Raw genomic sequence first — 25,611 nt, forward strand, 5'->3', positions numbered from 1 at the left:
CCTGCCATCACAGGCTGCCCGCGGTGAAGGCGGCGGTGGGGCCGATGACGATGATCGCCGGAGGTCGGATCGCCTCGGCGCGAACACGGTCGGCCACCGTGGCCAGGTCCGCACGAACCACCCGCTGGGTGCGCAGGCTGCCCTCCTGAATCACGATCACCGGCGTATCCGCGGGTCGGCCGCCGCCCATCAGCGCCGAGGCGAACTGTTCGATCCGCTCGACCGCCATCAGCAGCACGATGGTCCCGCGCAGGCGGGCCAGCGCCGGCCAATCCACGAGCGAATCGGGATGATCGGGTGCGACATGCCCGCTGACCACCACGAATTCATGAGTCACCCCGCGATGGGTGACCGGAACCCCGGCCAATGCGGGCACCGAGATCGCACTGGTCACCCCGGGCACCACGGTCACCGGCACCCCAGCCTCGACACATGCCTCGAGCTCCTCGTAGCCGCGACCGAAGACATACGGATCGCCGCCCTTGAGCCGCACCACGAACTTCCCGGCCTTCGCGCCCGCGATGAGCGCGTCGTTGATCGCCTCCTGGGCCATGGCCCGCCCGTAGGGAATCTTCGCGGCATCGATCACCTCGACCTCGGGCGAGAGTTCCGCGAGCAGTTCGGGCGGTGCGAGCCGGTCGGCGACAACGAGATTCGCCCGCGCCAGCAGCCGCCGCCCGCGCACGGTGATCAGATCGGGATCGCCGGGCCCGCCACCGATCAGCGCCACCCCGGGCGCCATCGGATCCGCGTCCTCGGTGACCACCCCGGACTGCAGTGCCTCCAGCAGCGCGGTGCGCACCGCGGCCGACCGCCGATGCCGCCCGCTGGCCAGCACACCCAGGGTCAGGCCCTCGTAGCGCGCGGTCGCCGGGGTGACGGCCGTCCCGAGTCGGGCATTGTCGGCGCGCACGCAGAAGATGCGCCGGCGCGTGGCCTCCTCGACGACGGCCGCATTGGTATCCGGCTCGCTCGTGCAGGCCATCGCGTACCAGGCCGCGTCGAGATCACCGTCGGCGTAGTCGCGCAGCTCGAGGGTGATCTGTCCGCCGGTGACCATCCCCTCGACGGCCGGGGTCACCGCGCGGCTGATCACATGCACCTGCGCGCCGGAGGAGATCAGCAGCCCGAGGCGGCGCTGCGCGACGGTGCCGCCGCCGACCACCACGACTCGGCGGCCCGCGAGATCGAGCCCGACCAAGTAGTTCGGATCGCCGGCATGCTGGTCGTCAGGGGTGTACGGCACAAGGTTCGAGCCTACGACCCGCCACGGTGGTGTTCGGCATAGGACTCCATATACGCCCGCACCTCGGCCTGTCGGTACGCCAGATCCTGATTGCGATTCTCGAGCGCGATGGCCGCACCCATGCTCGGGGTATCGAGGTTGTGCCACAACACCTCCTTGGTGTTGCGCAGCCCGAAAGTGGTGTAGCCGGCGAGGGTCGTCGCGGTGGCGAGCGCCTCGTCCCACAGCCGATCGTCGTCGACGACGCGGGAGATGATGCCCATCCGTTCGGCCTCCTCCGCATCGACCGTGCGACCGGTGAGGATCATGTCGAAGGCCCGGGCGGCCCCGATCAGTCGCGGCAGCAGATAGCTCACGCCCGCATCGGTTCCGGTGAGACCGGTGCGGATGAACGCCGAACAGAACGAGGCGCTGCGCCCGGCGAACCGCAGATCACAGGCCAATGCGAGCGACAGCCCGCCGCCGAACGCGGCGCCGTTGACCGCCGCGATCACGACCTGCGGTGTGGCGCGCAGATGTTCGGTGAGGCTGGCCAGGAAGTTCTGCCCCGTCTGCCCCGCCGGAAAGCGCCGGTGCGCACCGGGTTCCGGGGTCGACCCGTAATCCTTCAGATCCAGTCCGGCGCAGAAGCCGCGCCCCGCACCGGTCAGGATGACGACCTTGCAGTCGTCATCGGCGGCCACCGCATCGAGCGCGTCGTGCAGATCGGCCACCAAGGCGAAGTCGATCGCATTGAGCCGTTCAGGCCGGTTGAGGCGAATGGCCGTGATGTGCGCGGCCACTCGCCCTAGTTCCACAGTCGTCACGACATTCGACGCTACGGCCCGCTGGGCGGGTTCACAGTCCCCCGAGCACCTTGGCCGGAGTGACACGCACGATCACCCGGTCGGCGTCGTGGACCGAATCCGGGCGAACCTCCACATACCGCTTGCCGGTGTACTTCAGCGACAACCGATCCGGCAGTTCGCGCTCCGGATCCGCGGTGATCGTCGCGGTCCCGCGGATCTCGGCGTACGCGTACGGATTATCCGGCGGGTTGATCATGACCGTGATCCGCGGATCACGCACCAGATTCTTGTACTGCTGCCGCGAGACCGTGGTCGAGAAGATCAGCTCCTCGCCCTCGCGCTCGAGCCAGATGATGGTGAGATGCGGCTGCCCGTCGCGGGCGAGGGTGGCCACAGTGGCGAAGGGCCTGCCGTCATCGATGTACTTCTTGAGATCCTCGGAGAATTCGACCGTCACCTCGGATCCGAACCCGTCCGATGGTCCCGGCATTCCCGCGCCTCTATGCTGCGGCTATGCGACGAGCCGCCTTTCGGGTCCTCACGGCGCTGACGGCCTTGCTGCTGGTGTGCGCTCCCGCGGCCACTGCCGACGAGCCGTATGTCCCGACGGGCGCGATCGAGGCGAAGTACTTCGGCCCGGGTCCGTGGGCGGTGACCGCGCGGGCGGGCCTCGGCTGCTGCGATTCCACCGGCGCGGCCTATGACGTCTGGTATCCCGCCGATCTCGGCGCGGGCGGCGTGCGGCATCCGGTCATCACCTGGGGTGACGGCACCTCGGCCGTCCCGCACCAATACGACTATCTGCTGCGGCATCTGGCGTCGTGGGGCTTCGTGGTGGTCGCGACGGAGAACCAGAACACCGGATCGGGGGCCGATATCGCCTCGGCCGCACGGTATCTCCTCGCCCAGGCGCAGGATCCGGCGAGCCTGTTCCACGACAAGCTGAACACCGAGGCCGTCGGCGCGATGGGACATTCGCAGGGGGCCACCGGTGTGGTCAATGCCATGATCGACTCCGATGGCCTGATCACAACCGTTGTCACGGCCGAGATTCCGGCGCAGGCATTCTGTTCGGACGCACGGCGGTGCGCCGATACGCACCGATTGCGTTCCGGTTCGGTGCTTTTCGTGAACGGCTCGAGCGATGCGCTGATCTCCCCGTCGGCACAGCTGCCGGGCCTGCCCGACGGGCTGCAGTCCAATCGCGCCTACTACGAGGCGGTCCCGACCTCGGTCACCAAGGCCTGGGGCACGCTGATCGGACCGAATCACAATGACATTCAGGGCCAGCCCGATTGCGCCGCGGCCTCCATCCCCTGCACCACCGGGGTTTACGGCTATCTCGGATATCCGACGGCCTGGCTGGTGGCCCGGCTGTGGAACTGCCCGGAGGCCCAGCGCGCGTTCGCGCCGGGCTCCGGTGAGTTCTATGCCTCGAATCCGCACTGGACCAACCAGATCGGTGCCGAGGCGCACTGATTCAGAAGTTGGCGTGTTCCATCACCCAGGAGAACGGATGGCTGCGCTGCGGCAGGGTGTTCGGATCGAATCGGGTGCAGATGATGGCGACGCGATGACCGTCGAGTTCGCCGTCGAGCCGTAGGCGATCCCCGGACTGGTCGAAGGCCAGCGAGCCCTGGATGTCGGGCAGCCGCGCCGGTGTCGATCGGAACGGGCCGGGCCCGGTCGCCTGCCCCAGATCCAGGCGATGGGCGCTCGAGTCGACCCGCACCCGCAGCGGCGCGAACGCGCCGTCCATGCGCTGGAACTCCATGACGCCCGGCGTATCGAACACCACACGCTGCCAACGACTCTCGTCGGTGAGCAGCGGCGGCACCGCCTGCCCGTCGCGGATGAATTCCTGCACCGTCCAGATGCCGTACAGCGGCGGCTTGGGCCGGTCGGGGCCCTCCTGCTGCCAGATCGTCACCGACATGTGCACGAGCGCCGTGCCCACCCAGAGGGCCAGCAGGACTTGGACACCTCCCGCCACCCACCGAGACCGCTTGGTGCGGAAGGGATACGGGCGCGTCGAGGGACCTGTTATCCGATTCAGGACCAGGAAATCGGCGAGCCGACGCGCTTCGGGAGCCATGAGCAGCACACCCATGAGCATCAGATGTCCGGACAGAATCTTCACCGGCACATCGAAGTTCATATCCAGCACGAATACCTGCGCCATCGCGATCATGCTGAGCATCGCACCCGCGAGCGCGGTTCGCGGAATGAACAGCAACACCCCGCCCGTCACCTCGGCCGCGCCGAGCAAGATCTCGTATGCCGGCGAGCCACCGACCTGATTCCACAGCACCGACATGGGCGTCAGATCGCCGTAGGGCTCGAGCAATGTCGCCAATCCCGGCATCGGCATCTGCGCCGGAATCAGCTTGGCGAAACCGTAATAGAACATTTGCCCGGCCACGCACAGCCGAATGAACAGGAAGAACCATCCGGCGAGTCGCCGATGCTCGCGGCGGCGACTCAGCGCGGTCCAGATCAGCGTCCCGGCTCCGGCGATCATCAGCAGGCAGAACAACAGCAGCCAGGACAGCAGCTGATCACCACTCTCACTCCCGTGTAGTCGCGCATCGGCACCGAAGATCACCTGCCCCACCCAGTGCAGCACCGGTTCCAGCGCATACTGCTGCCAATCGGTGGCGTGCGGGCCCAGCCAATTCAGTGCCCAGCCCAGAAGGATGTTGACCGGCTGCGGATAGGCCAGGCAGAACAGCCCGAAGTACAGAAAGCAGAACCGAAAGGCGATGCGGGTGAGCGGATTCCAGTCCGCCTGCTCCGCCGGTTCACCATCGGATCGCGCGGGTTTCACCACCGCGGTGACAGTGCTCATATCCGTCCCCTTTTCATCGAAGTCGACGGATGAAAACTACGGAGACCGGACCGCGTACGAATCCGGGAAACTCCCTGAATTCCCGCTACGCCCAGAGACTTACGTATCAGCCCCACCGAATTCCTTATGGCTACCCCACCGATTTCGGTATGGCTACCCCCATCCCACCGCCTCGAGCCCCGTCCCAGTCACCGGTACTGAACGTATTGGCCCATGGATTCCGCTCTGCAAACTGATTGGCACGCGTTAGGTTCCATCCACCGATTACCATTGCTCAGGAGGGCAGATCATGACGGTCGATCCCGATCGCGACCCCGGGGATCGGTACGAGCTGACGATCAGCGCCCGCGACCTCGACGATCTCGCCGAGCGGTTGGCGCGCTGGCTTGCCCGCAAGGTCGACGCCGACGGCATGCCGAAGATCGTCAACCTCAGCCGCCCGCAGTCCGCCGGAATGTCCAGCGGCTCGGTGCTTTTCGATGCGTCATGGGAGAAGGACGGCCGCACCGAGACCGGATCGTATGTGGTGCGTATGCCACCGGAGGCGGGCGCGATGCCCATCTTCCAGGATTACGATCTGGTCACCCAGTACGAGGTGATGGCCGGGGTGGCCGAGCATTGCGAGGTGCCGGTTCCACCGCTGCATTGGCTGGAGACCGACGAATCCGTGCTCGGCTCACCGTTTTTCGTGATGGGTCGGGTGAACGGCCGTATCCCCGAGGACAATCCGCCGTATGTGTTCGTCGGCTGGCTGTTCGATTCCTCGCCGGAGGACCGGCTGCGGCTGACCCGCAACACCGTCGACGTCATCGCGGGAATTCACGCCATCGAGGATCCGGTCGCGAAGTTCCCCATGCTCGTCACGGGTGCAGGGTCCGCGCTGCGGCGGCATGTCGATTGGTACCGAACCTGGTACGACTGGGCGCTCGCCGCCGACGGCTATCGAATTCCGTTGCTGGAACGCACCTTCGACTGGCTGGAGGCGAACTTCCCCGCCGATCCGGGGCCGGACGTGCTCAGCTGGGGCGACTCCCGGCCGGGCAACATCATCTACGACGGCTTCGATCCGATCGCCGTACTGGATTGGGAGATGGCGTCTTTGGGGCCGCGCGAGCTGGATGTGGCCTGGGTGATCTTCATCCACCGCTTCTTCCAGGACATCGCGACCCAATTCCATCAGCCCGGCCTGCCGGACTATCTGCGCCGCGCGGATGTGGTGGCGCAGTATGAGAGCCGCACCGGTCATACGCTGCGCGACCTGGACTGGTACATCGTCTACGCCGCCCTGCGCCACGGCATCATCATGGCCCGCGTGAAGCGCCGGATGATCCATTTCGGCGAGGACACCGACAGCCCCGACCGCGACAACTACGTCATGCACCGCGCGAGCCTCGAGTCCCTGCTCGACGGCACCTATGAATGGGATTGACCGACAAGGAGGTCCGGCTGTGTCCGACAGCCACACACCCGTCCCGTTGGACGAGTACCCGATCCATCAGACCCCGCTGTCGCTGGCCCGGGTGGGCACCAGCGATCGAAACTTCTACGACCGCAGCTACTTCAACGCCCATGACCGCGACGGCGGCACCATGCTGATCACCGGCATGGGTGTCTACCCCAACCTCGGGGTGACCGATGCCTACGCCATCGTGCGACGCGGCGACGTCCTGCGATCGGTGCGGTTCTCCGACGCGCTCGAGCAGCGCGACCTGGATCTGAAGGTCGGCGGCTACCGGCTCGAGGTCCTCGAACCGCTGCAGCGCATCCGGATCGTCTGCGAGCACGATGATCTCGGCTTCGATCTGACCTGGGAGGGTTCGTTCCCTGCGATCAACGAGCAGCCGCATACGATCCTGTCCGGCAATCGGCCGATCATCGACGCGCAGCGTTTCGCCCAGCTCGGCTCGTGGGCGGGCACGCTGCATATCGACGGCGTCGACGTCACCGTCGATCCGTCGGTGTGGATGGGCACCCGCGACCGGTCCTGGGGCATCCGGCCCGTCGGCGAGGCCGATCCGCCGGGCCGCGCGGCCGCCGAGGGTTCGGGCGGGTTCTGGTGGCTGTACGTGCCGCTGCGCTTCGACGAGTTCTCCATCATCGTGATCGTGCAGGAGAATCCGGACGGCTTCCGCACCCTCAACGACGCCGTGCGGATCTGGCGCGACGGCCGGGTCGAGCAGCTGGGGTGGCCGCGCGTGCATCTCGAATACCGTTCCGGCAGCAGGTATCCGGTGTCGGCGCGGCTGGATCTGACCACCCCCGACGGTAAACCGCTCGAGGTGGAGATCCGCCCGCACACCTTCATCCCCCTGCATATCGGAGCGGGCTACGGCGGCGATCCGGACTGGCAGCACGGCCGCTGGATGGGCCGCGACTGGTCCTCGAGCGTCCGCTACGACCTGAACGATCCCGAGGTGGCCGCCCGCATCCCATGGGGTGTGATCGACCATGTGGGCCAGGCCCGCTGCGGCGACGCCGAGGGCTGGGGCCTATTCGAACACGCCAGCATGGGCCGCCACGATCCCACCGGCTTCACCGACTGGTCGTCGCTGGCGCCGTAGCTCACCGGTTGGCGGGAAACTCCTGCACCCAATGGAATCCGCGGCTGGGCGGCGGTAGCTTCGTCTCATCGATCCGGATGAGAACGATATGCACCGGCTGCCCCCGCAGGGTTCCGGCGGACGCGATAGGGTTCGGATCCGTGTCCAAGCTGCGGCGACGAGTGGTCGAGGCTGCGGAAGCGGTGCTGGCCCAACGGAAATACGTATCGGCGGTCGATGTGTTCACCTGGTTGGGGTGGGTGCGGTCGAGCCAGGTCGATCGATGGCGGCAGGGCCGGGCGGACTCGTTGGAGCGGGTCGCGGCGGTGGACGGGCAGCGGATGCGCGATGCGGCGGAGCTGCTCGGCGAATGGGCGCGCGAACAGGGACTCACCGCGAGCACCGCGGCATATCTGTCCGGCGGCCGCGATCGCGAGGAGCTGCGATTCGTCGACGAGGGCGCCGAGGAGATCTTCCGCACGCATTGGCTGTCGGCCCAGCTGAGCCCGGCCCGGCGCGAACAGGTGATCGAGCGTCAGAACAAGGCCCCCGATCTGATGGTCGTCGAGGCGGCCGCGCCGTGGACATGCGTCGAATGTGCCGACACCGGACCGCATTTCATCACCTCCGGCGCCGGACCGCTGTGCCTGACCTGTTCGGATCTGGACCATCTGGAATTCCTGCCCGCCGGAAACGCCGCCTTGAGCCGACGCGCCAAGAAGGAGAGCACCCTCGCCGCCGTGGTGGTCTCGTTCAATCAGCGCCGCCGCCGCTACCAGAGACTCGGCATTCTGGTCGAGGAAGCGGCCCTGGCCCGCGCCGAGGAACAGTGCCTCGCCGACGAGGAGGTCCGCTCGCGCCGCCGCGACCGCGACCGTCTCCGCCGCGCCGACCAGGACATCGAATTCACCACCCGCATGTCCGAACAGATCCGCCACCTGTTCCCGCACTGCCCCGCCGACCGCGCCACCGATATCGCCGAACACGCCGCCGTCCGCGGCAGCGGCCGCGTCGGCCGCTCCGCCGCCGCCAAACTCCTTGCCCCCGAGGCCCTTACGCTCGCCGTCATCGCCTCCATCCGCCACCTCGACACCGACTACGACCAGCTCCTGATGACCGGCGTCCCCCGCATGGAGGCCCGGGCGCGCATCCGCTCGACCCTGGATCGGGTCCTGGAGTCCTGGCGCTGATAATGCCGTCGGCTACGGTCGGCGACCCGGCATTTCCGCGATCGCGATCGTGATACCGAACAGGACCTGTTTGGGCAGCATCAGGCGGTCGGTCCCGGCGGCCAGCAAGGCGGCCGCCTCGGCGACGCTGGGAGTGCCGATGGCCGCGGCGGTGCGGGCGGCCGGATGCGGCACCTCGATCTCGGCCAGTTCCTCGGGGGTGAACGAGAGTACGGGTACCGCGAGTTCGGTGGCCGCCGCGGTCAGACCCGGTTCCTCGGCGCGGCGATCGACCGTTGCCAGATAACGAATTCGGTGCTCGCCTCGCGTCTGGCGCACCGCGGCGAGCAACGCTTCGACGTGGGCTCCGGGACGAAATCCGAGACCGGCGACCACCTCAGCCATGGACACGCGCGCGGTCGAATTCTCTTGCGGTGCTGACGAAACGATGCACCGCGGCCGGATTCCCGGCGGGGTGGGTGTGCAGATACGAGGCGTGGACGCGGTGGATCGTGGCGCCCTCGCGCACGGTTTCGCCGTTCGGGGCGCGCCAGCCCCAGGCCGTGGGGGCGGCACCCGCGTCGCAGAGGCGGGTGCGGTGGAATTCGTGGCCGCGCACGCGGTCGCCCGCGGACCAGAGGACGGAGTCGGTCAGTGCGACCGCGTCTCGGTAGCCGAGGGTCAGGCGGGGGCCGAATTCGGCTGTGGCGTCGAGGACTCCGGCCATACGGTGGCCGTCGAGGGAGCGGGTGAGGTAGAGCAGTCCGGCGCATTCGGCGTGGATCGGCATGCCCGCGCGGGCGGTATCGGCGAGCTCGTCCAGCAGCGGAGCGTTGGCGGCCAGATCCGCGGCGTGCTCCTCCGGGAAACCGCCCGGCAGCACCACACCCGCTGTGCCGCCGGGTAACTCGTCACGCAACGGATCGAAGACGACCACTCGTGCGCCCGCGGCCTCGAGGAGTTCGCGGTGTTCGGCATAGCCGAAGGTGAAGGCCGGACCCCCGGCCATCGCGATCATCGGCCCGGCCGCGGTATCCGAATCACCCTGCCGCGAGCCGACGGCCTCGACCGGATCCCACACCGGGCCGGTGGCATTCGCGGTGGCGAGCCGGGCGATCGCGGCCAGATCGACATGCGCCGCGACCAGTGCGGTCATCGCGTCCACCGCCGCCCGCGCGGCGTTACCGTGTTCGACCGCCGGGATGAGACCCAGATGCCTTGAAGGAACGGCCGATTCGGCCATGCGCGGCAGCGCGCCCAGCACCGGCAATCCCACCCGGGCGCAGGCGGCGCGCAGTACCTGTTCGTGCCGCTCGCTGCCCACCCGATTGAGAATCACCCCGCCGAGCCGGATTCCGCTGTCGAAGGTCGCAAATCCGTGCAGCAGCGCGGCCAGGCTCTGGCTGTGTCCGCGCGCGTCCACCACCAGGACGACCGGCGCGCCGAGCAGCGCGGCGACCTGCGCGGTCGAGCCCTCCGCGACCGGCGCGGCATGGTTGTCGTCGATCCGGCCGTCGAACAGGCCCATCACGCCCTCGACCACCGCGATATCGCAGTCGCGCGCGCCGTGCCGATACAGCGGCACCACGCGATCCGTCCCGACCAGCACCGGATCGAGATTGCGCCCGGGCCGCCCCGCCGCGAGCCCGTGATAGCCGGGATCGATGTAGTCCGGACCCACCTTGAACGGCGCGACCCGTCGCCCCGCCGCCCGCAGGGCTCCGATCAAACCCGTTGCGAGCGTAGTCTTTCCGCTGCCCGAGGCGGGTGCGGCGATGACGATGGCAGGCGCGAGCTTCACCATTCGATGCCGCGCTGGCCCTTGCGGCCCGCGTCCATCGGATGTCTCACCTTGCTCATCTCGGTGACCAGATCGGCGGCCTCGATCAGGGCCTGCGGCGCATCGCGGCCGGTGATGACGACGTGCTGGTTGCCCGGCCGGGTGCGCAGGGCCGTCACGACCTCCTCGACGTCGATCCATCCCCACTTCAGCGGGTAGGTGAATTCGTCGAGCACATAGAAGCGGTGCTGTTCGGCGGCCAGACGGCGGGCGATCTCCTGCCAGCCGGCCAGGGCGTTGGCGGCGTGGTCCTCGTCGCTGCCCTGCTTACGCGTCCAGGACCACCCCTCGCCCATCTTGTGCCATTCGACCGGCCCACCCACGCCGGTCTCCGCGTGCACCTGCCCGAGCGCCCGAAAAGCGGCCTCCTCCCCCACCTTCCACTTGGCACTCTTCACGAACTGGAACACCGCGACATCGAACCCCTGATTCCAGGCCCGCAGCGCCATCCCGAACGCCGCCGTCGACTTCCCCTTCCCGGGCCCGGTATGCACGGCCAGCACCGGCTGATTGCGCCGCTGCCGGGTCGTCAACCCGTCCTCGGGAACCGTGACCGGAACACCCTGGGGCATATCCCTCTCCTTCCGCCTGCGTCGCCGCCCACGTTGCCATACCAGAGTGCGTGCGACGCGGCGGACCCGATGTCGGCTTATCAGCCGATCTCGGCCAGGCGAGGGATCACTTCGTCGCCGAGGCGTTCGATGAAGCCGACCGGATCGGGGTTGCCCGGGAACGGGCCCAGGTTGACCAGGTCGATGCCGAGCTCGCCGTAGCGCTCGACGGTGCGCAGGAAACTGTCCACATCCTCGAACGGATCCGCGAGAAGTGCTGCCGTCATGCGGATTTCGGCGGGATCGCGACCGATCGTCTCGCAATGCCGGGCCAGCACACCGATCTTGTGCTCGAGCTCCTCGGCGGTCGCCGCCGTGCTGTTCCACACATCGGCGTAGCGGGCGACCAGCGGCAGCGTCTTCTTCTCACCACCACCGCCGATCAGGACCGGGGGACGGCGAATCGGTTGCGGCCGGCAGATCGTCTCGGCCAGTTGGTAGTGCTTACCCTCGAAGGGACCGTCGTCATCGCTCCACATCTGCGCGCAGATCCGCAGTGTCTCCTCGAGCATCTCGAACCGATCGCGCAGCGGCGGATACGGGACGCCGAGCGCAAGGTGTTCGCGTTCGTACCACGCCGCGCCGAGCCCGAGCATGGATCGGCCCTGCGCGAGCACGTCCAGCGTCGCGACGATCTTGGCCAGGACACCGGGATGGCGATAGGTGACGCCGGTGACGAGCATGGTCAGCTCGATCGTGCGAGTCTGCCCGGCGAGGAAGCCCAGCGACGTATACCCCTCCAGGAACGGATCTTCGGCCCGCCCGACGCTCTCCATTTGGAAGAAATGGTCGGCCAGCGTGAACATGCTCGCGCCGCCCTGCTCGGCGGCTATGGCCGCGGCCGCCAGGGTGGGGCCGAGACGGGCCGGATCACCCGGCAGAAAGTCGATGAAATGAATGCCTGATTCCATTGGTGCACTTGTCCTTTCAGATGGACTCGCCCAGCCGCTCGAGCAATGGCGCCGCCGCCCGCAGTGCCCGCAGTTCCCCGGCGGTGAATTGCTCACCGAGTGCCTTTGCCAGTTGCCGGGACAGGGCATCACGCTTGTGCCGCAGCATCTCGCGGCCGGATTCGGTGAGCGACATGATGATTCGCCGCCCGTCCGCGGGATCTCGTCGACGATCGACGAATCCGCGTTCCTCCAGCGCGGTCAGCGTGGTGCCCATCGCCTGCGGCGTGATCTGCGCCGCCCGCGCCATGTCGGCCGACGAGGCGGGACCACCGCGGTCGAGCTGTGCCAACGTGGCACGCTCGGGCAGCGACAGTCCGCCGGGCGTCTGTGTTTGCCGCGCACGCCGGGTGATCATGCCGATACCGGCGTACAACGCGACAGCCAATTCCTCGATGTCCGGATCGTCGACCACATGCTCAATCTAGACTTATAAACCTAGATAGACAACCCCGGTTGATCAATTGGCAGCCGGGGAACATCGGGTGCCGCAATGCCTTGTCCACCCTCGCCTTCCAGTCCTACCGTTAGTAGTAGAACGCTCAGGGAGGGTGATGGGTATGGCTGTTCGACGAGCTCGACGCGTGGCGGTGCCACCGGATGCGCCGGTCGGCGAGGAGATGGCAGATGCCGATTACGGGTGGGCCTTCGAGCTCGACACGTGCGGGACTCGGCGAACTGCCGAACAGTGGGCGCGGTCGGTGTTCGAGGATGCGCCCGCGGTGATGCGGGGTGCGCTCAGGATGGGTTGGCGGTGGGGGTTGGGGTTGCGCATGAGGACGGCGCCCGATCACGTACTGGGCTGGCGCATCGTCGAGCAGGGCCCCGATGTCGTTGTGCTCGAATCACATTCACCGATCCTGCTGGCGCGGAACATCGTGATGACGAGTAGGTCGACGGTCTCCTGGTCGACCCTGGTGCGATTCGATCGTCGAATCGCCCGGCCGATCTGGGCCGCGGTCGAACCCTTTCACCACCTCACGATCCCGTATCTGCTCGGCCGCGCGGATCGCGAGACCTGACCGGGATCAGGCGGCTCGGATGACGCCCGCGCGGACCACACCGGCGACGGAATCGCCTGTCAATTCGGCCAATTGGAGGTAGGTGGCGCGCAGATCGCGGGCCAGGTCGGCGGCCAGGCCGAGGCGGATCATGCCGCGCTCGCAGTCGATCACGACGCCGGTGACGCCGTCGGCGGCCAGCGCGCGGGCGGCGACGCGGGCGCGCGGCACGGGATCGGAGCCGCCGGTGGCGCGGCCGTCGGTGAGCAGCACCAGCATCGGGCGGCGCTGCGGATCGCGCACGCGTTCGCGCCGCACGATCTCGCGCGCCTTCAGAAGTCCCTGTGCGAGTGGTGTTTTCCCGCCGGTGCGCAGATCCGCCAGGCGGCGGACGGCGATATCGACCGAGGAGGTGGGCGGCAGGACCAGCTCGGCCTCGGCGCCGCGCATGGTGATGACGGCGACCTTGTCGCGGCGCTGATAGGCATCGCGCAGCAGCGCCACGATCGCTCCGGTGACCGCCGAGAGCCGATCGCGCGCGGCCATCGACCCGGAGGCGTCGACCACGAAGACCACCAGATTGCCCTCGCGCCCTTCGCGATACGCGCCGCGCAGATCGCCCGCCTCGAGCGCGAGCGGACCGATGATCCGGCCGCGCGCCTGCTGATGCGGGGCGGCGGCGAAGACGGTGCCGAGCAGATGCAGCCCGCCGGCGGTGTCGGCGGTGGAGCGCACCACCCGCCCGGATCGGGTGTGCGCCCGCGACCGGCGTCCCGGCGCACCCTCGCCGACGCCCGGAATCTCCCATCGAGGTGGGCGCGCAACGGAATTCGCGGGCTGCCCGGCTCGACCGTCCCGAGCTCCGCCGCCCGGCCCGCCCTCCGGCGAGTCCGGACCGCCCTCGGGATCGTCGGGCCCCTCGGGACCGTCGTCGAATTCGCCCGACCCGTCGTCCTCCGAGCCGTCCTCGCGCGCGGACTCCTGATCCGCCGCGCCACGGGGCGATTCGGCCCGCGCGGCCTCCTCGGCCGCCTGCCGCATCGCCTCGTCCAGCTGATCCTCGCTGATCCCCGGCTCGTCGAAGGGATCGCGACGGCGCCGGTGCGGCAGTGCGAGTTCCGCGGCGATCCGCACGTCTTCGGCCGTGACGCAATCGCTTCCGCGCCAGGCCGCATGCGCGGTCGCGGTGCGCGCCACGACCAGATCGGCACGCATGCCGTCGACATCGAAGGCCGCGCACAGCGCCGCGATCCGCCGCAGCTCCACATCGTCGAGGCTGACCTCGCCGATCCGGTCGCGGGCAGCCCGAATACGCTGCGCCACTTCGTAATCCGACTCGCCGTAGCGCGCTGCGAAATCGGCGGGATCGGCCTCGTAGTCCAGCCGCCGCCGCACGACGGCCATCCGCACGTCGACATCGCGCGAGGCGACCACGTCCACGGTCAGCCCGAATCGGTCCAGCAGCTGCGGCCGCAGCTCACCCTCCTCCGGATTCATCGTGCCGACCAGCACGAATCGCGCCGGATGCGAATGCGACACCCCGTCGCGTTCGATATGCACCCGGCCCATGGCCGCGGCATCGAGCAGCACGTCCACCAGGTGATCGTGCAGCAGATTCACCTCGTCGACGTACAGCACGCCGTGATGGGCGGCCGCCAGCAGCCCGGGCCGGAACGCCTGCTCACCGTCGCGCAGCACCCGCTCGAGATCCAGCGATCCGACCACCCGGTCCTCGGTCGCCCCGACCGGCAGCTCGACCAGCCGCGCGGGCCGCTCCCCGCGCTCATCGACCACCGGCGGCAGCAGTTGCGCCAGCGCCCGCACGACAGTCGACTTCGCCGTCCCCTTCTCGCCGCGAACCAGCACGCCCCCGATGGCGGGATGCACCGCACACAGGATCAATGCCAGTTGCAGCCGTTCCTGCCCGACGATCGCGGAAAACGGGAACCCGGCCTCGCTCTCGCGGGCCGAGCTCATCGAATCCGGACGCACTATGACGGAGCTCGAGGAATCGGACACGCCCCAACTCTATGCGCGAGGTCGAACCCGCCCGCCGCGGCCCTCCTGTGAGTCACCGCACTCGCACAACTCTTCGCAGCGGATGTGTTCAGCGACTGGGCAACCGGTCCAGCCGCGGCCGGATCTCGCGCTCCCACGCCTCCGGATACCGGAATCCGTAGGCCTTCGCGATCTCGCGGGTCAGCTCCGCGAACAGATCGGCCGCGGCCCGCGCCTGCGCCAGCGAATCGACGATCGCGAACATCGCCTCGACCCGTTCCCACACGCCCGGCGCCGCCCACTCCCGCATCCTGGTGCCGCCATGCCAGACATCGTGCCCGTCCCCGTGCTGTGCCAAGGCATGCCATTCGATCGCGGTCAGCAGCAGCTCCTTGGTCTCCCACGCCCGCGACTGCACCACCCACAGCTCTCCACGCGCGAGATAGCGTGGCAGATGGGCGATCTCGAACCAGAACTCCCCGCAGTGCGCCCGGAACCCCTCCGCATCGGGCAGTTCGGCACGCGGCGCGGCGCCGGTGGCCGCGGGCAGCGCGGCCGTCGCGCCCTCCCGATCGAACAACACCTGATAGCCACGCTCGTGCAGCTCGTCCAGCCCCGCCTCGGCCAGCTCCGTCAGCAGCTCCCCCGGCAACACCTGGAAATCGGCCTTGGTGCCATCGGCGAAGAACACCAGATGCGCCGGATTGTCATAGGGCCCTTCGAGTTCGACGTTCACCGCCACCGCCCCCAACCCATGCACCCACTCATCGGTCCCCGCGTACTCCTCGGGAGTAGCGGTGAACAGCTCGATATCGTGATCGGACAACGCATCGACGCTGCCATCACCTCGCGCCCGCGACCCGGTACGCACCACCGCCGCGATATCGCCCCGCCCACGCGCCCAGTCGGTCACCCGGGCGACGAATACCTCATCGTTGTCGGTCACCGGGACCACAGTAATCAGGCATAGAACTCCCCCTGAAAAACGCGGTCCCGCAACCGTTCTCGGTTGCGGGACTCGATCGGATCAGCCTCGGCGCATCGGGATGTGCGGGATGCCGTCCTCGATGTATTCCTCGCCGTCGGGCTTGAAGCCGTGCTTGGTGTACATGTCGACCAGGTAGGTCTGGGCGTTCAAACGCACGGTGGCCGAACCGGTTTCGGCGAGTGCGGCCTGCAGCAGGCGGGTGGTGTAGCCGTGGCCGCGAGCTTCCTGTGCGGTGCACAGGCGGCCGATGCGGAAGGACTTCACTCCGTCGTTGTGCTCCTCGAGCAGGCGCAGGGTGGAGATGATCTCACCCTCGTCGTCGAGCCAGAGATGCCGGGTCTCCGGCAGCAGGTCCAGACCATCCAATTCCGGATACGCGCACTTCTGCTCGACGACGAACACCTCGACGCGCAGTTTCAACAGCTTGTAGAGGGTCGCGGTATCCAGATCCGCGGCCCACGACCTTTTGAGTACAACCGTTGACATCATCGCGTCTTGCTATCACATAGATCAGTTCTGCGCGACCCCGGCCAGGGTCTGCGTGTTGTCGGACAGGCGCAATGCCTTGCTCGTCCAGTCCCAGACCTCGTGGTAAAGCGCCTGGTTCTCCGACAGCTTCACACCCAGCGACGGCACCATTTCCTTCAGCTTCGGCGCCCACTCGGCGTACTCGGCGGGGAAGCAGCGCTGCAGCACATCCACCATGGCGCTGACGCCGGTCGAGGCGCCCGGGGAGGCGCCGAGCAGACCCGCGATCGAACCGTCCTGCGCCGCGATCACCGCGGTGCCGAATTCGAGCACACCGCCCGCGCCCTTGCGCCGGATGACCTGCACGCGCTGTCCGGCGGTGATCAGCTCCCAGTCGTGTCCGTCGGCGCGCGGGACGAACTCCTCGAGGGAGGCGACCCGGCCGCTCGGCGACTTCAGCAGCTCGGAGATCAGGTACTTGGTCAGGCTCATCTCGGTGAGGCCGACACCGACCATCGAGAAGAGGTTGTTCGGCTTGATCGACTTGAAAAGGTCGGTGTTCTTGCCGTCCTTGAGGAACTTCGGCGTCCATCCGGCGTACGGGCCGAACAGCAGGCCGCGGTTACCGTCGATGACGCGAGTGTCCAAGTGCGGCACCGACATCGGGGGCGCGCCCACCGCGGCCTTGCCGTACACCTTGGCCTCGTGCTGCTTGATCAGCTCCGGATTGGTGCAGCGCAGGAACAGCCCGCTCACCGGGAAGCCGCCGATACCGGCCATCTCCTTGATGCCCGAACGCTGCAGCAGCGGCAGCGCGTAACCACCCGCGCCGACGAAGACGAACTTCGCGTTGACCATGCGGTTCTGGCCGGTACGCATATTGCGCACCGTGACATTCCAGCTGCCGTCGGACTGCTTGGACAGATCGCGCACCGCGGTGCCGAAGCCGATCTGCACTCCGGACCGGCCCAGATAGGCCAGCAACTGCTTGGTCAACGAGCCGAAGTCGATATCGGTGCCGCCGTCGGTCCAGTTCAGCGCGACCGGATCGGAGTAGTCGCGACCCTTGGCCATCAGCGGCAGCCGCCTGGCGAATTCGTCGGGCGTGTCGATGTACTGCATGGTGTCGAACAGCGGATGCCGCGACAGCGCCTCGTAGCGCTTGCGCAGGTATTCCACGTTGTCCGCGCCGTGCACGAAGCTCACATGCGGGATCGGGTTGATGAACTGCGACGGGTCACCCAGGACGCCGTTCTCCACCCCATAGGCCCAGAACTGCCGCGACACCTGGAAGCGCTCGTTGATATCGATCGCCTTGGAGATGTCGACGGAACCGTCGGCGTTCTGCGGGGTGTAGTTCAGTTCGCACAGCGCGGAGTGCCCGGTGCCGGCGTTGTTCCACGGGTCGCTGCTCTCCGGCGCGGCCGCGTCCAGACGCTCGAACATGGTCATGGACCAGTCCGGCTGCAGCTGCCGAAGCAACGCACCCAGGGTGGCACTCATGATGCCGGCACCGATGAGGACTACATCGGTCTTTTCAGTCATCGCAGCGTTCGGCACGGCTTGTTCGACTTCCTTGTCCTGCGCGGGTCAGCAACTTCAGCGGGAAGGTTACCCGCCGTTCACTTCAACCTGATTGTGCCCCTGGCCATGCCCGTTTTCGTAGACGACAACCCGGGATGTGACGGATTCGGCTCGACGATGCCGACACCGAGCGGGTCGAATATCGTGGAACTGTGACGAACGAAACGCAGGTCACGCGCCCGAACACCGGCACCTGGCAGCCGGATGTCCTGGGTGCGGAGTACGAGCAGCTGACCATTCCGCTGGGCCCCGATCCCGACGGCGAGGGCACGGTCGAGGCGACCCTCGTGCGTCATCTCGCCGAGACCGACGACACCGCGACCAGCGTCGTGCTGTACCTGCACGGTTTCACCGATTACTTCTTCCATCGGCATGTCGCCGAGCATATGGCCGCGCGCGGACATCGCTTCTACGCACTGGATCTGCGCAAGTGCGGCCGCTCGCGTCGACCGGGGCAGACCGCGCACTACGTCAGCGATCTGGCGCTCTACGACACCGAACTCAACCGCGCGCTGGAGATCGTGCGCAAGGAGACCGGACTGCCGGTGCTGGTGATGGCCCACTCCACCGGCGGCCTGGTGGCCCCGCTGTGGCTGGATCGACTCCACCGCGCCGAAGGCGTTGCGGCACAAGAGATCACGGGTCTGGTGCTGAACAGCCCGTGGTTCGATCTGCACGGGCCGTCCTACTACCGGACCATCGGCACGACCCTCATCAACGGCCTGGGCAAGCTCCGCTCGCGGACCAAGCTTCCCACCGGCGAGGTGTCCACCTACGGCTCCAGCCTGCATCACACGGCGGCCGGGGAATGGGACTACAACCTGGACTGGAAGCCGTTGACCGGCTTCCCGATCCACTTCGGCTGGCTGCGAGCGATCCGCCAGGGGCACGCCCGGCTGCAGCGCGGCCTCGACGTCGGCGTCCCCACGCTGGTCCTGCGCTCGAAGATGACCCGGTTCATGCGCGAATACGGCCCGGCCGCCGACGTATCCGACGTCGTGCTCGACGTGCGCCAGATCCAACGCTGGGCGGGCTGCCTGGGCGACCGAACCTCGATCGTGCCCGTCGAGGGCGCGCGCCACGATGTATTCCTGTCCTCGCCGCCGGTGCGCGCCCAGGCGTTCGGGGAGCTCGACTCCTGGCTCGATTGGCTGGCCGCATTCCGGACCGAATCGCGCTAGGACCTCACCACAGCCCGGTCCGCAGGACGATCTCGGTGGCCAGTTCGCTGTCGGCCTCGGTGGCCGGGTCGCCGACATCGACCTGGGCGACCCGGAATTCGCCGTAGACGTGGCGTCCGGAGGCCTCGGCGACGGCCCACGGCAGCTGTTTGGTGGCGATGACCGTGGTCGGTATCTCCACGGCCGGGCAGCTCGCATCGGCGACGGCACCCTCGGCGCCCGCCGCGGCCGGATGTCCGCGTCCCGCGGCGACCAGCCCGATAAACCGCCCGAACCCTCGCGCACACAGCTGCCACGCCAGCTCGGCCCCGGCGCCGCAGCCGACCACATTGACCCACGGCACCCCGAGTTCGTCGAGGATGGCGTACACCGCCGCCGCATCGAGCCCCTCGACCGTCTCGACCGCGACCGTGCGCAGGTCGGAGTTGTGCAATCGGGCGCTCACGGCGTCGAACACATCGGCCGGATTACCGGCATCCGGTAACAACAACACCGTATGGCGAGACTGCGGACCGCCGACTCGCACGGTCCATACGCGGTCTCCGACCGCGATCCGCCGCTCTTCCATGCCGACCCACGCTACACCGCGCCGCCGGGCCGGACCGCGTGTCACTGAACACGATTCAGCGCTCTCACCGGCCGTCGATGCCCACCGCGAGGGTCGGCAGGTTCGTCGGCGCGCCATCGGTGATCAGGCGGAACAGGTGGTCGAGGTCGAGATGCTTGTCGATCAGGTCCGCAAGCAGGTCCAGTTGTTCGGTGCGGACGGCCGCCACCGAGGTGTCTGATGCGGGGACGAAGCCGGTGCGGCCGGACAGCGCGGCGACCTCACGGAGCCAGGCGCGGCGGAATTCGTCGGATTCCAGCAGGCCGTGCAGGTGGGTGCCCCACAGCGGGCCGCGCGCACTGCCTTCCGGTTCGCCCTCGAGGGTCAGCCACGCCGGATCCGCGCTGCGGCGCACCCGCCCGTGGTGGATCTCGTAGCCGCGCAACGGGATTGCGTCCGGGCCGTAGCCCTCGGTGCGACGCAGCACCTTCGGATCGGCGAATTCGATGTCGAGGTCCAGCAGGCCCAGGCCCGCGACCTCGCCCGCCTCGGATTCGACCCGGTCCAGGATCCGGCGGCCGAGCATCTGGTAGCCGCCGCAGATACCGAGGATCGGGCGGCCCGCGGCGGCGCGGGCCACCAGCGCGTCGGCGATTCCGGTGCGCCGCAACCACTCCAGATCGCTCACGGTGGCCTTGGTGCCGGGCAGCACCACCAGATCGGCATCGATCAGGCGGGAGGGTTCGGTGGCCCAGCGCACCGCGACGCCGGGCTCACAGGCCAGCGCCTCGACATCGGTGGAGTTGGAGATGCGGGGCAGCCGGATGGCCGCCACGGTCAGCCACTCCCGGCCGATCGGTGGGCGCGGGCGACCGACCGGGGCGTCGGCGGTCGTGCCGAGCGAATCCTCGGCGTCGATCCACAGCTCGTCGGCATACGGCAGCACCCCGAGGGTCGGGCGGCCGGTCAGCGCGGTGAGCTGATCGAGTCCGGGGCGCAGCAGATCGACGTCACCGCGGAACTTGTTGACGATGAAGCCCGAGATCAGTTGCTGGTCTTCGGGTTCCAGGATGGCGACAGTGCCGAACAGATGGGCGAGCACACCGCCGCGATCGATATCGCCGACCAGCAGCACCGGCAGATCGGCCGCCCGCGCCAGGCCCATATTCGCCAGATCGGTTGCCCGCAAGTTGATCTCGGCGGGCGAGCCCGCACCCTCGCAGATCACCACATCGAATTCGGCACGCAGCGAGGCCAATTCGGCGGCCACCACCTCCCGCAGGTGCTGCCGATGCCGGAAGTAATCCTTGGCCCCCACGGTATCCACCGCCCGCCCCCGCACCACCAGCTGCGACCGCCGATCGCTGCCCGGCTTGAGCAGCACGGGATTGAACCGCACACTCGGCTCCAACCCGCACGCCCGCGCCTGCAGCGCCTGCGCCCGCCCGATCTCACCCCCGTCGAGCGTCACCACCGAGTTGTTCGACATGTTCTGCGCCTTGAACGGCGCCACCCGCACCCCCTGCCGCGCCAGCATCCGGCAAATCCCTGCCACCACAACGCTTTTCCCCGCATCGGAGGTGGTCCCCGCCACAAGGAGAGCACCCCTCGCCTTCGGCTCGGGGACATAGGGACGGCCCGACTCGGGGACAGAGGGACGGCCCGACTCGGGGACATAGGAGCGGCCCGACTCGGGGACATAGGAGCGGCCCGGCGCGGGGACATAGGAGCGGCGCGGCTCAGGGACGTGAGGGCCGCTCGGTTCGAGGACGTCGGAGCCGCTCGGCTCGAGGACGACATGGGAGCGGCCCGGCGCGGGGGCTTGGGGGTGGTCCGGGGTGGGGTGGGGTGGGTGCGGCTCGGGGCCGGGGGTCACGGCAGGGTCAGGATTTCTGCGCCGTCTTCGGTGACTACCAGGGTGTGTTCGAATTGGGCGGTCCACTTGCGGTCCTTGGTGACCACGGTCCAGCCGTCGTTCCAGATTTCGTAGTCGATGGTGCCGAGGTTGATCATCGGTTCGATGGTGAAGGTCATGCCGGGCTCGATGACGGTTTCGATGGCGGGCTGGTCGTAGTGCAGGATCACCAGGCCGCTGTGGAAGGTCGGGCCGACGCCGTGGCCGGTGAAGTCGCGGACCACGCCGTAGCCGAAGCGGTTGGCGTAGGCCTCGATGACGCGGCCGATCACGTTGAGCGCCCGGCCCGGTCGCACGGCCTTGATGGCCCGCATGGTCGCCTCGTGTGTGCGCTCCACCAGCAGCCGCGCCTCCTCGTCCACATCACCGGCGAGGAAGGTGGCATTGGTGTCGCCATGCACGCCATCGATATAGGCCGTCACATCGATATTGACGATATCGCCGTCCTCGATGACCGTGGAGTCCGGAATGCCGTGGCAGATCACCTCGTTCAGCGAGGTGCAGCAGGACTTCGGAAAACCCTTGTAGCCCAGCGTCGACGGATACGCGCCGTGATCGCACAGATACTCGTGCGCGATCCGGTCCAGCTCGTCGGTGGTCACGCCGGGCGCGACCGCCTTACCCGCCTCCTCGAGCGCCCGCGCGGCCAGCTTGCTCGCCACCCGCATCTTCTCGATGGTCTCCGGCGTCTGCACCCACGGCTCGCGGCCCTCGTTGACGGACTTCTTCCACGCGTATTCCGGGCGCTCGATCGAACGCGGCACCTCGCGGGTCGGCGAGAGGGTTCCGGGGACGAGCGGCTGGCGGGTGCGGACAGACATGGCATCCAGACTATCCGCAGCGATCCGTCCGAGGTGGAGTGGGGGAATGAAATCGGACCGTGGTCCGTTTAGGATGTCGACAGCGACGACATGATGAGGTGGACGATGGAACTGGGACTGACAACCTTCGCCGAACGGCATGCGGTCGGCGACCGGCCCGCACCGAGCGCGGGTGAGCGCCTGCGCGAGGTGATCGAGGAGGCCGTGGCCACCGAGCGCGTGGGCCTGGACGTCTACGGCGTCGGCGAACATCATCGCGCCGATTTCGCCGCCTCGGCCCCCGCGGTCGTACTCGCGGCCATCGCGGGCCGCACCGAACGCATCCAGCTGACCAGCGCGGTGAGCGTGCTCAGCTCCGACGATCCGGTCCGGCTGTATCAACAGTTCGCGACGCTGGATCTGATCTCGAACGGTCGCGCCGAGCTGATGGCCGGGCGCGGTTCCTTCACGGAATCGTTTCCGCTGTTCGGCCAGGACCTGTCGGATTACGACGAGCTGTTCGAGGAGAAGCTGGCCCTGCTGCTGCACATCCGGGCCGACGAACCCGTCACCTGGTCGGGCCGATTCCGCCCGGCCCTGCACGACACCGTCGTTTATCCGCGCACCGATCGCCCACTGCCGGTGTGGATCGCGGTCGGCGGCTCGCCGGAATCGGTCGCTCGCGCGGGCCTGCTCGGCCTGCCGCTGGCCATCGCGATCATCGGCGGCCAGCCGGCCCGCTTCCGCCCGCTGGTCGATCTGTATCACCGCGCATTGGAACAGGGCGGCCACGAACCGCAGCCGATCGCGGTGCACGCGCACGGCTATCTCGCCGATACCGACGAGGAGGCCGTAGCCGACTTCTACGAGCCCTACGCCGCGGCGATGAGTGGCCTTGGGCGCGAACGCGGCTGGGGGCCGATGAGCCGCGCCCAGTTCGAGGCGCTGCGCTCTCCCGAGGGTTCGCTGTTCGTCGGCACCCCCGACCGCGTCGCCGAGAAGATCGCCGATATCCGCGACACCCTCGGCCTGGACCGCTTCATGCTGCATCCGAGCGTGGGCACCCTGCCGCACGACAAGATCCTGCGCAGCATCGAATTGCTGGGCGAGAAGGTGGCCCCACAGGTGCGCTGATGTGCCGAACGGGACGGCGGCCCGGCGGAGTCGCCGACGATTCACTCCCGCAAATGCGCCTCGAACGCGATGCGATCGCCTCGATAGAGCGATCGCACCCGTTCGATCGGATGCCCCTCGGAATCGACTGTGCGACGGTGCAACAGGATCATGGGCAGGGCCGTACTGCATTCCAGCAGCGCGGCCTCGCGCGGCGATGCCAGGACGGTTTCAATGCGTTCCCGCGCCGAGGCGAAGACGACACCGGCCGCACGCATCGCCTCGTACAGCGAGGTCGTCGGGTCATAGGTGGCGCGCAGATCGCCGAACCGCTCCAGAGTCAGGAAAGTGCTTTCCAGCCCGACCTTTTCGCCGTCGGCGAGCAGGATGCGCTCCAGATGCATCACGGGCGCGCCCGTCGCGAGCCCGAGCGCATCGGCGGTGTCGCCGTCGGCGGGCGCGTCCTCCCAACCGACCAGCAGCCGACCGGGCCTGCGGCCCAGGCTCATTGCCGCCTCGGTATAGGACCGCAGCGACAACGGCTGCACCATCTTCGGCCGCGACACCACCGTGCCCCGGCCCTGCCGGCGAATCCGGCCCTCCACCAACAGATCTCGCAGCGCCTGGCGCACCGTCTCGCGCGCCACCTCGAATCGACCCGCGAGCTCCCGCTCCGACGGCACCGGATCGCCCTCGGCCAGATCGTCGATGATGCGCTCGATCTCCGTGCGCACCCGATATGCCTTCGGTAGCCGCGTCACCTCCATGCCCACAGCGTACCCGAGATTGGTCTATACCAATTGTTAACCGGACGTTCGCATGCGAAACACCCTACGGTCTAGACCATTACCCATGATGCTGAACATGCGTTTGGTCATCATCGGCGGCGGCATCCTCGGCACCGCGCACGCCTTCGCCGCCATCGGTCGCGGTCACGAGGTAGTGCAGCTGGAGCGCGAGACCGAGGCCCGCGGCGCCACGGTCCGCAACTTCGGTCTGGTCTGGGTGTCCGGCCGCAGCGCAGGTGAATTGGCGATAACCCTGCGCTCGCGCCGGTTCTGGGAGGAGATCGGCGGCCGGGTCCCCGGCGTCGGTTTCCGGGCGGCCGGGTCGGTCACAGTGGTGCGCACCGAGGCGGAACTGGCCGTCGCCGAGGCGGCCATGACCGGCCCGACCGCCGCCGAACGCGGATTCGAACTGCTCGATCCGGACCGCGTGCGCGCGCTCAACCCCGCGCTGCGCGGCAAATTCCTTGCGGGCCTGCACTGTTCGACCGATGCCGCGGTGGAGTCGCGCCAGGCCATGCCCGCGCTGCGGGCTTATATGGAGGCGACCGGTCGCTACAACTTCTACGCCGGCACCGAGGCCCGCGGCGTCACGGGTACCACCGTGATCGACGATCGCGGCCGCCGCTTCGAGGCCGATCTGGTCCTGGTATGTCCCGGTGCGGCACATTCCGGCCTGACCCGGGAACTGGTGGGCGACATCCCCGTTCGCCGCGTGCGCCTGCAGATGATGCAGACCGCCCCGCTGGGCGAGCAGCTCACCACCGCCATCGCCGACGGCGACAGCTTCCGCTACTACCCCGGTTTCGCGAGCCCGGAGCTGGAACGGCTCAATCGCGAACAAGCCCAATCCTTCACCGCCGCCCGGCACAAGATGCAGCTGCTGTGCGTGCAGCGCCTGCACGGCGGCCTCACCATCGGCGACACCCACGAATACGACGAGCCGTTCGCCTTCGATGTCGACGAGGCGCCCTACGACCATCTCACCGGCGTCGCCGAGGAACTGCTGGGCCGCAAGCTGCCCCCGATCGTGCGCCGCTGGGCGGGGGTCTACAGCCAGAGCATCGATCCCACCGCGATCGTCACCCGCGCGCAGGCCGCCGACAACGTCTGGGTGATCACCGGTCCGGGCGGGCGCGGCATGACCCTCGGCCCCGCCCTCGGCGAGGAAACCGCCGACCTGCTGAACCTCTGAGAGGAAATACGTTGTCCGATAAGCAGATCGAGCTGGCCGTGCTG

Annotated in this window: 25 protein-coding genes; 8 read left to right on the forward strand and 17 right to left on the reverse strand. The window is 68.2% G+C overall.

The annotated features are described in order from the left end of the window. Positions 1 to 7: 7 nt before the first annotated feature. Genes cobA through ACIA76_RS22595 form a run of 3 tightly spaced genes read right to left on the reverse strand, consistent with a single transcriptional unit; the run spans position 8 to position 2,524 of the window. Positions 8 to 1,246, reverse strand: coding sequence for a uroporphyrinogen-III C-methyltransferase (gene cobA / locus ACIA76_RS22585; protein WP_397153812.1), 1,239 nt, complete (start codon positions 1,244 to 1,246; stop codon positions 8 to 10). Between the two features lie 11 nt (positions 1,247 to 1,257). Continuing rightward, a complete protein-coding gene (locus ACIA76_RS22590) occupies positions 1,258 to 2,052 on the reverse strand; it encodes an enoyl-CoA hydratase/isomerase family protein (RefSeq protein WP_397153813.1) in 795 nt (264 codons plus the stop codon). Between the two features lie 31 nt (positions 2,053 to 2,083). Beyond that, a complete protein-coding gene (locus ACIA76_RS22595; RefSeq protein WP_397153814.1) occupies positions 2,084 to 2,524 on the reverse strand; it encodes a PPOX class F420-dependent oxidoreductase in 441 nt (146 codons plus the stop codon). A 23-nt stretch (positions 2,525 to 2,547) separates the two neighbouring features. On the opposite strand from ACIA76_RS22595, the gene ACIA76_RS22600 reads away from it, so the two are divergent. Further along, positions 2,548 to 3,513 carry a hypothetical protein gene (locus tag ACIA76_RS22600; protein ID WP_397153815.1) on the forward strand — a complete coding sequence of 322 codons (966 nt, stop codon included), beginning with the start codon at positions 2,548 to 2,550 and terminating at the stop codon, positions 3,511 to 3,513. Between the two features lies 1 nt (position 3,514). On the opposite strand, the gene ACIA76_RS22605 is transcribed toward ACIA76_RS22600, so the two are convergent. Further along, complete coding sequence (locus tag ACIA76_RS22605) at positions 3,515 to 4,882, reverse strand: DoxX family protein (protein WP_397153816.1); 1,368 nt, start codon at positions 4,880 to 4,882, stop codon at positions 3,515 to 3,517. 289 nt (positions 4,883 to 5,171) lie between these two features. On the opposite strand from ACIA76_RS22605, the gene ACIA76_RS22610 reads away from it, so the two are divergent. The 3 genes from ACIA76_RS22610 to ACIA76_RS22620 all read left to right on the forward strand — a co-directional run bounded on the left by ACIA76_RS22610 (position 5,172) and on the right by ACIA76_RS22620 (position 8,612). Continuing rightward, entirely contained in the window at positions 5,172 to 6,311 is a 1,140-nt protein-coding gene (locus ACIA76_RS22610; RefSeq protein WP_397153817.1) for a phosphotransferase family protein, read from the forward strand. Between the two features lie 19 nt (positions 6,312 to 6,330). Continuing rightward, complete coding sequence (locus tag ACIA76_RS22615; RefSeq protein WP_397153818.1) at positions 6,331 to 7,443, forward strand: hypothetical protein; 1,113 nt, start codon at positions 6,331 to 6,333, stop codon at positions 7,441 to 7,443. A gap of 140 nt (positions 7,444 to 7,583) precedes the next feature. Beyond that, entirely contained in the window at positions 7,584 to 8,612 is a 1,029-nt protein-coding gene (locus ACIA76_RS22620; RefSeq protein ID WP_397153819.1) for a DUF2293 domain-containing protein, read from the forward strand. A gap of 12 nt (positions 8,613 to 8,624) precedes the next feature. On the opposite strand, the gene ACIA76_RS22625 is transcribed toward ACIA76_RS22620, so the two are convergent. The 5 genes from ACIA76_RS22625 to ACIA76_RS22645 form a co-directional block, all read right to left on the reverse strand. After that, positions 8,625 to 8,996 (reverse strand): cobalamin biosynthesis protein, encoded by a 372-nt coding sequence (locus tag ACIA76_RS22625; protein WP_397153874.1) that lies wholly within the window; start codon positions 8,994 to 8,996, stop codon positions 8,625 to 8,627. Beyond that, the gene (locus ACIA76_RS22630) at positions 8,989 to 10,395 is read right to left on the reverse strand and encodes a cobyrinate a,c-diamide synthase (RefSeq protein ID WP_397153820.1); all 1,407 of its coding nucleotides are present in this window, start codon (positions 10,393 to 10,395) and stop codon (positions 8,989 to 8,991) included. Before ACIA76_RS22630 ends, ACIA76_RS22625 begins: the two co-directional genes overlap by 8 nt. Continuing rightward, positions 10,389 to 11,003: a cob(I)yrinic acid a,c-diamide adenosyltransferase gene (gene cobO, locus ACIA76_RS22635; RefSeq protein ID WP_397153821.1), complete on the reverse strand. Its 615-nt coding sequence runs from the start codon at positions 11,001 to 11,003 to the stop codon at positions 10,389 to 10,391. Before cobO ends, ACIA76_RS22630 begins: the two co-directional genes overlap by 7 nt. An 80-nt stretch (positions 11,004 to 11,083) precedes the next feature. Beyond that, on the reverse strand, positions 11,084 to 11,953 hold the full coding sequence (locus ACIA76_RS22640; RefSeq protein ID WP_397153822.1) for an LLM class F420-dependent oxidoreductase: 870 nt from the start codon (positions 11,951 to 11,953) through the stop codon (positions 11,084 to 11,086). 16 nt (positions 11,954 to 11,969) lie between these two features. Then, a complete protein-coding gene (locus ACIA76_RS22645; protein ID WP_397153875.1) occupies positions 11,970 to 12,350 on the reverse strand; it encodes a MarR family winged helix-turn-helix transcriptional regulator in 381 nt (126 codons plus the stop codon). A 202-nt stretch (positions 12,351 to 12,552) separates the two neighbouring features. Between ACIA76_RS22645 and ACIA76_RS22650 the strand changes: the two genes are divergently transcribed. Further along, positions 12,553 to 13,014 carry a DUF2867 domain-containing protein gene (locus ACIA76_RS22650; RefSeq protein ID WP_397153823.1) on the forward strand — a complete coding sequence of 154 codons (462 nt, stop codon included), beginning with the start codon at positions 12,553 to 12,555 and terminating at the stop codon, positions 13,012 to 13,014. Between the two features lie 6 nt (positions 13,015 to 13,020). Here the strand turns inward: ACIA76_RS22650 and ACIA76_RS22655 are convergent, their stop codons facing one another. From ACIA76_RS22655 to mqo, 4 genes are all read right to left on the reverse strand, one after another. Further along, positions 13,021 to 14,970 carry a magnesium chelatase subunit D family protein gene (locus ACIA76_RS22655; protein WP_397153876.1) on the reverse strand — a complete coding sequence of 650 codons (1,950 nt, stop codon included), beginning with the start codon at positions 14,968 to 14,970 and terminating at the stop codon, positions 13,021 to 13,023. A gap of 130 nt (positions 14,971 to 15,100) precedes the next feature. Next, positions 15,101 to 15,937 carry an aminoglycoside 6-adenylyltransferase gene (locus ACIA76_RS22660; RefSeq protein WP_397153824.1) on the reverse strand — a complete coding sequence of 279 codons (837 nt, stop codon included), beginning with the start codon at positions 15,935 to 15,937 and terminating at the stop codon, positions 15,101 to 15,103. A gap of 81 nt (positions 15,938 to 16,018) precedes the next feature. After that, complete coding sequence (locus ACIA76_RS22665; protein ID WP_397153825.1) at positions 16,019 to 16,468, reverse strand: GNAT family N-acetyltransferase; 450 nt, start codon at positions 16,466 to 16,468, stop codon at positions 16,019 to 16,021. A gap of 21 nt (positions 16,469 to 16,489) precedes the next feature. Continuing rightward, a complete protein-coding gene (gene mqo, locus ACIA76_RS22670) occupies positions 16,490 to 18,007 on the reverse strand; it encodes a malate dehydrogenase (quinone) (protein ID WP_397153826.1) in 1,518 nt (505 codons plus the stop codon). Positions 18,008 to 18,183: 176 nt separating this feature from the next. Here mqo and ACIA76_RS22675 point away from each other — a divergent pair, with 176 nt between their 5' ends. Continuing rightward, positions 18,184 to 19,212, forward strand: a complete 1,029-nt coding sequence (locus ACIA76_RS22675; RefSeq protein ID WP_397153827.1) for an alpha/beta hydrolase — start codon at positions 18,184 to 18,186, stop codon at positions 19,210 to 19,212. Between the two features lie 4 nt (positions 19,213 to 19,216). On the opposite strand, the gene ACIA76_RS22680 is transcribed toward ACIA76_RS22675, so the two are convergent. The 3 genes from ACIA76_RS22680 to map all read right to left on the reverse strand — a co-directional run bounded on the left by ACIA76_RS22680 (position 19,217) and on the right by map (position 22,495). After that, positions 19,217 to 19,780: an alpha/beta fold hydrolase gene (locus ACIA76_RS22680; RefSeq protein WP_397153828.1), complete on the reverse strand. Its 564-nt coding sequence runs from the start codon at positions 19,778 to 19,780 to the stop codon at positions 19,217 to 19,219. 64 nt (positions 19,781 to 19,844) lie between these two features. Then, positions 19,845 to 21,353 carry a cobyric acid synthase gene (locus ACIA76_RS22685; protein WP_397153877.1) on the reverse strand — a complete coding sequence of 503 codons (1,509 nt, stop codon included), beginning with the start codon at positions 21,351 to 21,353 and terminating at the stop codon, positions 19,845 to 19,847. A gap of 278 nt (positions 21,354 to 21,631) precedes the next feature. Beyond that, entirely contained in the window at positions 21,632 to 22,495 is an 864-nt protein-coding gene (gene map / locus ACIA76_RS22690; RefSeq protein ID WP_397153829.1) for a type I methionyl aminopeptidase, read from the reverse strand. A 105-nt stretch (positions 22,496 to 22,600) separates the two neighbouring features. Between map and ACIA76_RS22695 the strand changes: the two genes are divergently transcribed. Further along, positions 22,601 to 23,608, forward strand: coding sequence for an LLM class flavin-dependent oxidoreductase (locus ACIA76_RS22695; RefSeq protein ID WP_397153830.1), 1,008 nt, complete (start codon positions 22,601 to 22,603; stop codon positions 23,606 to 23,608). 41 nt (positions 23,609 to 23,649) lie between these two features. Here the strand turns inward: ACIA76_RS22695 and ACIA76_RS22700 are convergent, their stop codons facing one another. After that, complete coding sequence (locus ACIA76_RS22700; RefSeq protein ID WP_397153831.1) at positions 23,650 to 24,354, reverse strand: GntR family transcriptional regulator; 705 nt, start codon at positions 24,352 to 24,354, stop codon at positions 23,650 to 23,652. Positions 24,355 to 24,451: 97 nt separating this feature from the next. Here ACIA76_RS22700 and ACIA76_RS22705 point away from each other — a divergent pair, with 97 nt between their 5' ends. Next, positions 24,452 to 25,567 carry a TIGR03364 family FAD-dependent oxidoreductase gene (locus tag ACIA76_RS22705; protein ID WP_397153832.1) on the forward strand — a complete coding sequence of 372 codons (1,116 nt, stop codon included), beginning with the start codon at positions 24,452 to 24,454 and terminating at the stop codon, positions 25,565 to 25,567. The last annotated feature ends 44 nt before the right edge of the window (positions 25,568 to 25,611 follow it).

Source organism: Nocardia sp. NPDC051570 (genome assembly GCF_044454005.1).
GTDB lineage: Bacteria > Actinomycetota > Actinomycetes > Mycobacteriales > Mycobacteriaceae > Nocardia.

Coding starts and splice junctions, on each gene's coding strand:
- ACIA76_RS22595 (WP_397153814.1), bottom strand. CDS start 2,524: ATGCCGGGACCATCGGACGGGTTCGGATCCGAGGTGACGGTCGAATTC.
- ACIA76_RS22600 (WP_397153815.1), top strand. CDS start 2,548: ATGCGACGAGCCGCCTTTCGGGTCCTCACGGCGCTGACGGCCTTGCTG.
- ACIA76_RS22605 (WP_397153816.1), bottom strand. CDS start 4,882: ATGAGCACTGTCACCGCGGTGGTGAAACCCGCGCGATCCGATGGTGAA.
- ACIA76_RS22610 (WP_397153817.1), top strand. CDS start 5,172: ATGACGGTCGATCCCGATCGCGACCCCGGGGATCGGTACGAGCTGACG.
- ACIA76_RS22625 (WP_397153874.1), bottom strand. CDS start 8,996: ATGGCTGAGGTGGTCGCCGGTCTCGGATTTCGTCCCGGAGCCCACGTC.
- ACIA76_RS22630 (WP_397153820.1), bottom strand. CDS start 10,395: ATGGTGAAGCTCGCGCCTGCCATCGTCATCGCCGCACCCGCCTCGGGC.
- cobO (WP_397153821.1), bottom strand. CDS start 11,003: ATGCCCCAGGGTGTTCCGGTCACGGTTCCCGAGGACGGGTTGACGACC.
- ACIA76_RS22640 (WP_397153822.1), bottom strand. CDS start 11,953: ATGGAATCAGGCATTCATTTCATCGACTTTCTGCCGGGTGATCCGGCC.
- ACIA76_RS22645 (WP_397153875.1), bottom strand. CDS start 12,350: ATGATCACCCGGCGTGCGCGGCAAACACAGACGCCCGGCGGACTGTCG.
- ACIA76_RS22650 (WP_397153823.1), top strand. CDS start 12,553: ATGGCTGTTCGACGAGCTCGACGCGTGGCGGTGCCACCGGATGCGCCG.
- ACIA76_RS22655 (WP_397153876.1), bottom strand. CDS start 14,970: ATGAGCTCGGCCCGCGAGAGCGAGGCCGGGTTCCCGTTTTCCGCGATC.
- ACIA76_RS22665 (WP_397153825.1), bottom strand. CDS start 16,468: ATGATGTCAACGGTTGTACTCAAAAGGTCGTGGGCCGCGGATCTGGAT.
- ACIA76_RS22680 (WP_397153828.1), bottom strand. CDS start 19,780: ATGGAAGAGCGGCGGATCGCGGTCGGAGACCGCGTATGGACCGTGCGA.
- map (WP_397153829.1), bottom strand. CDS start 22,495: ATGTCTGTCCGCACCCGCCAGCCGCTCGTCCCCGGAACCCTCTCGCCG.
- ACIA76_RS22695 (WP_397153830.1), top strand. CDS start 22,601: ATGGAACTGGGACTGACAACCTTCGCCGAACGGCATGCGGTCGGCGAC.
- ACIA76_RS22700 (WP_397153831.1), bottom strand. CDS start 24,354: ATGGAGGTGACGCGGCTACCGAAGGCATATCGGGTGCGCACGGAGATC.
- ACIA76_RS22705 (WP_397153832.1), top strand. CDS start 24,452: ATGCGTTTGGTCATCATCGGCGGCGGCATCCTCGGCACCGCGCACGCC.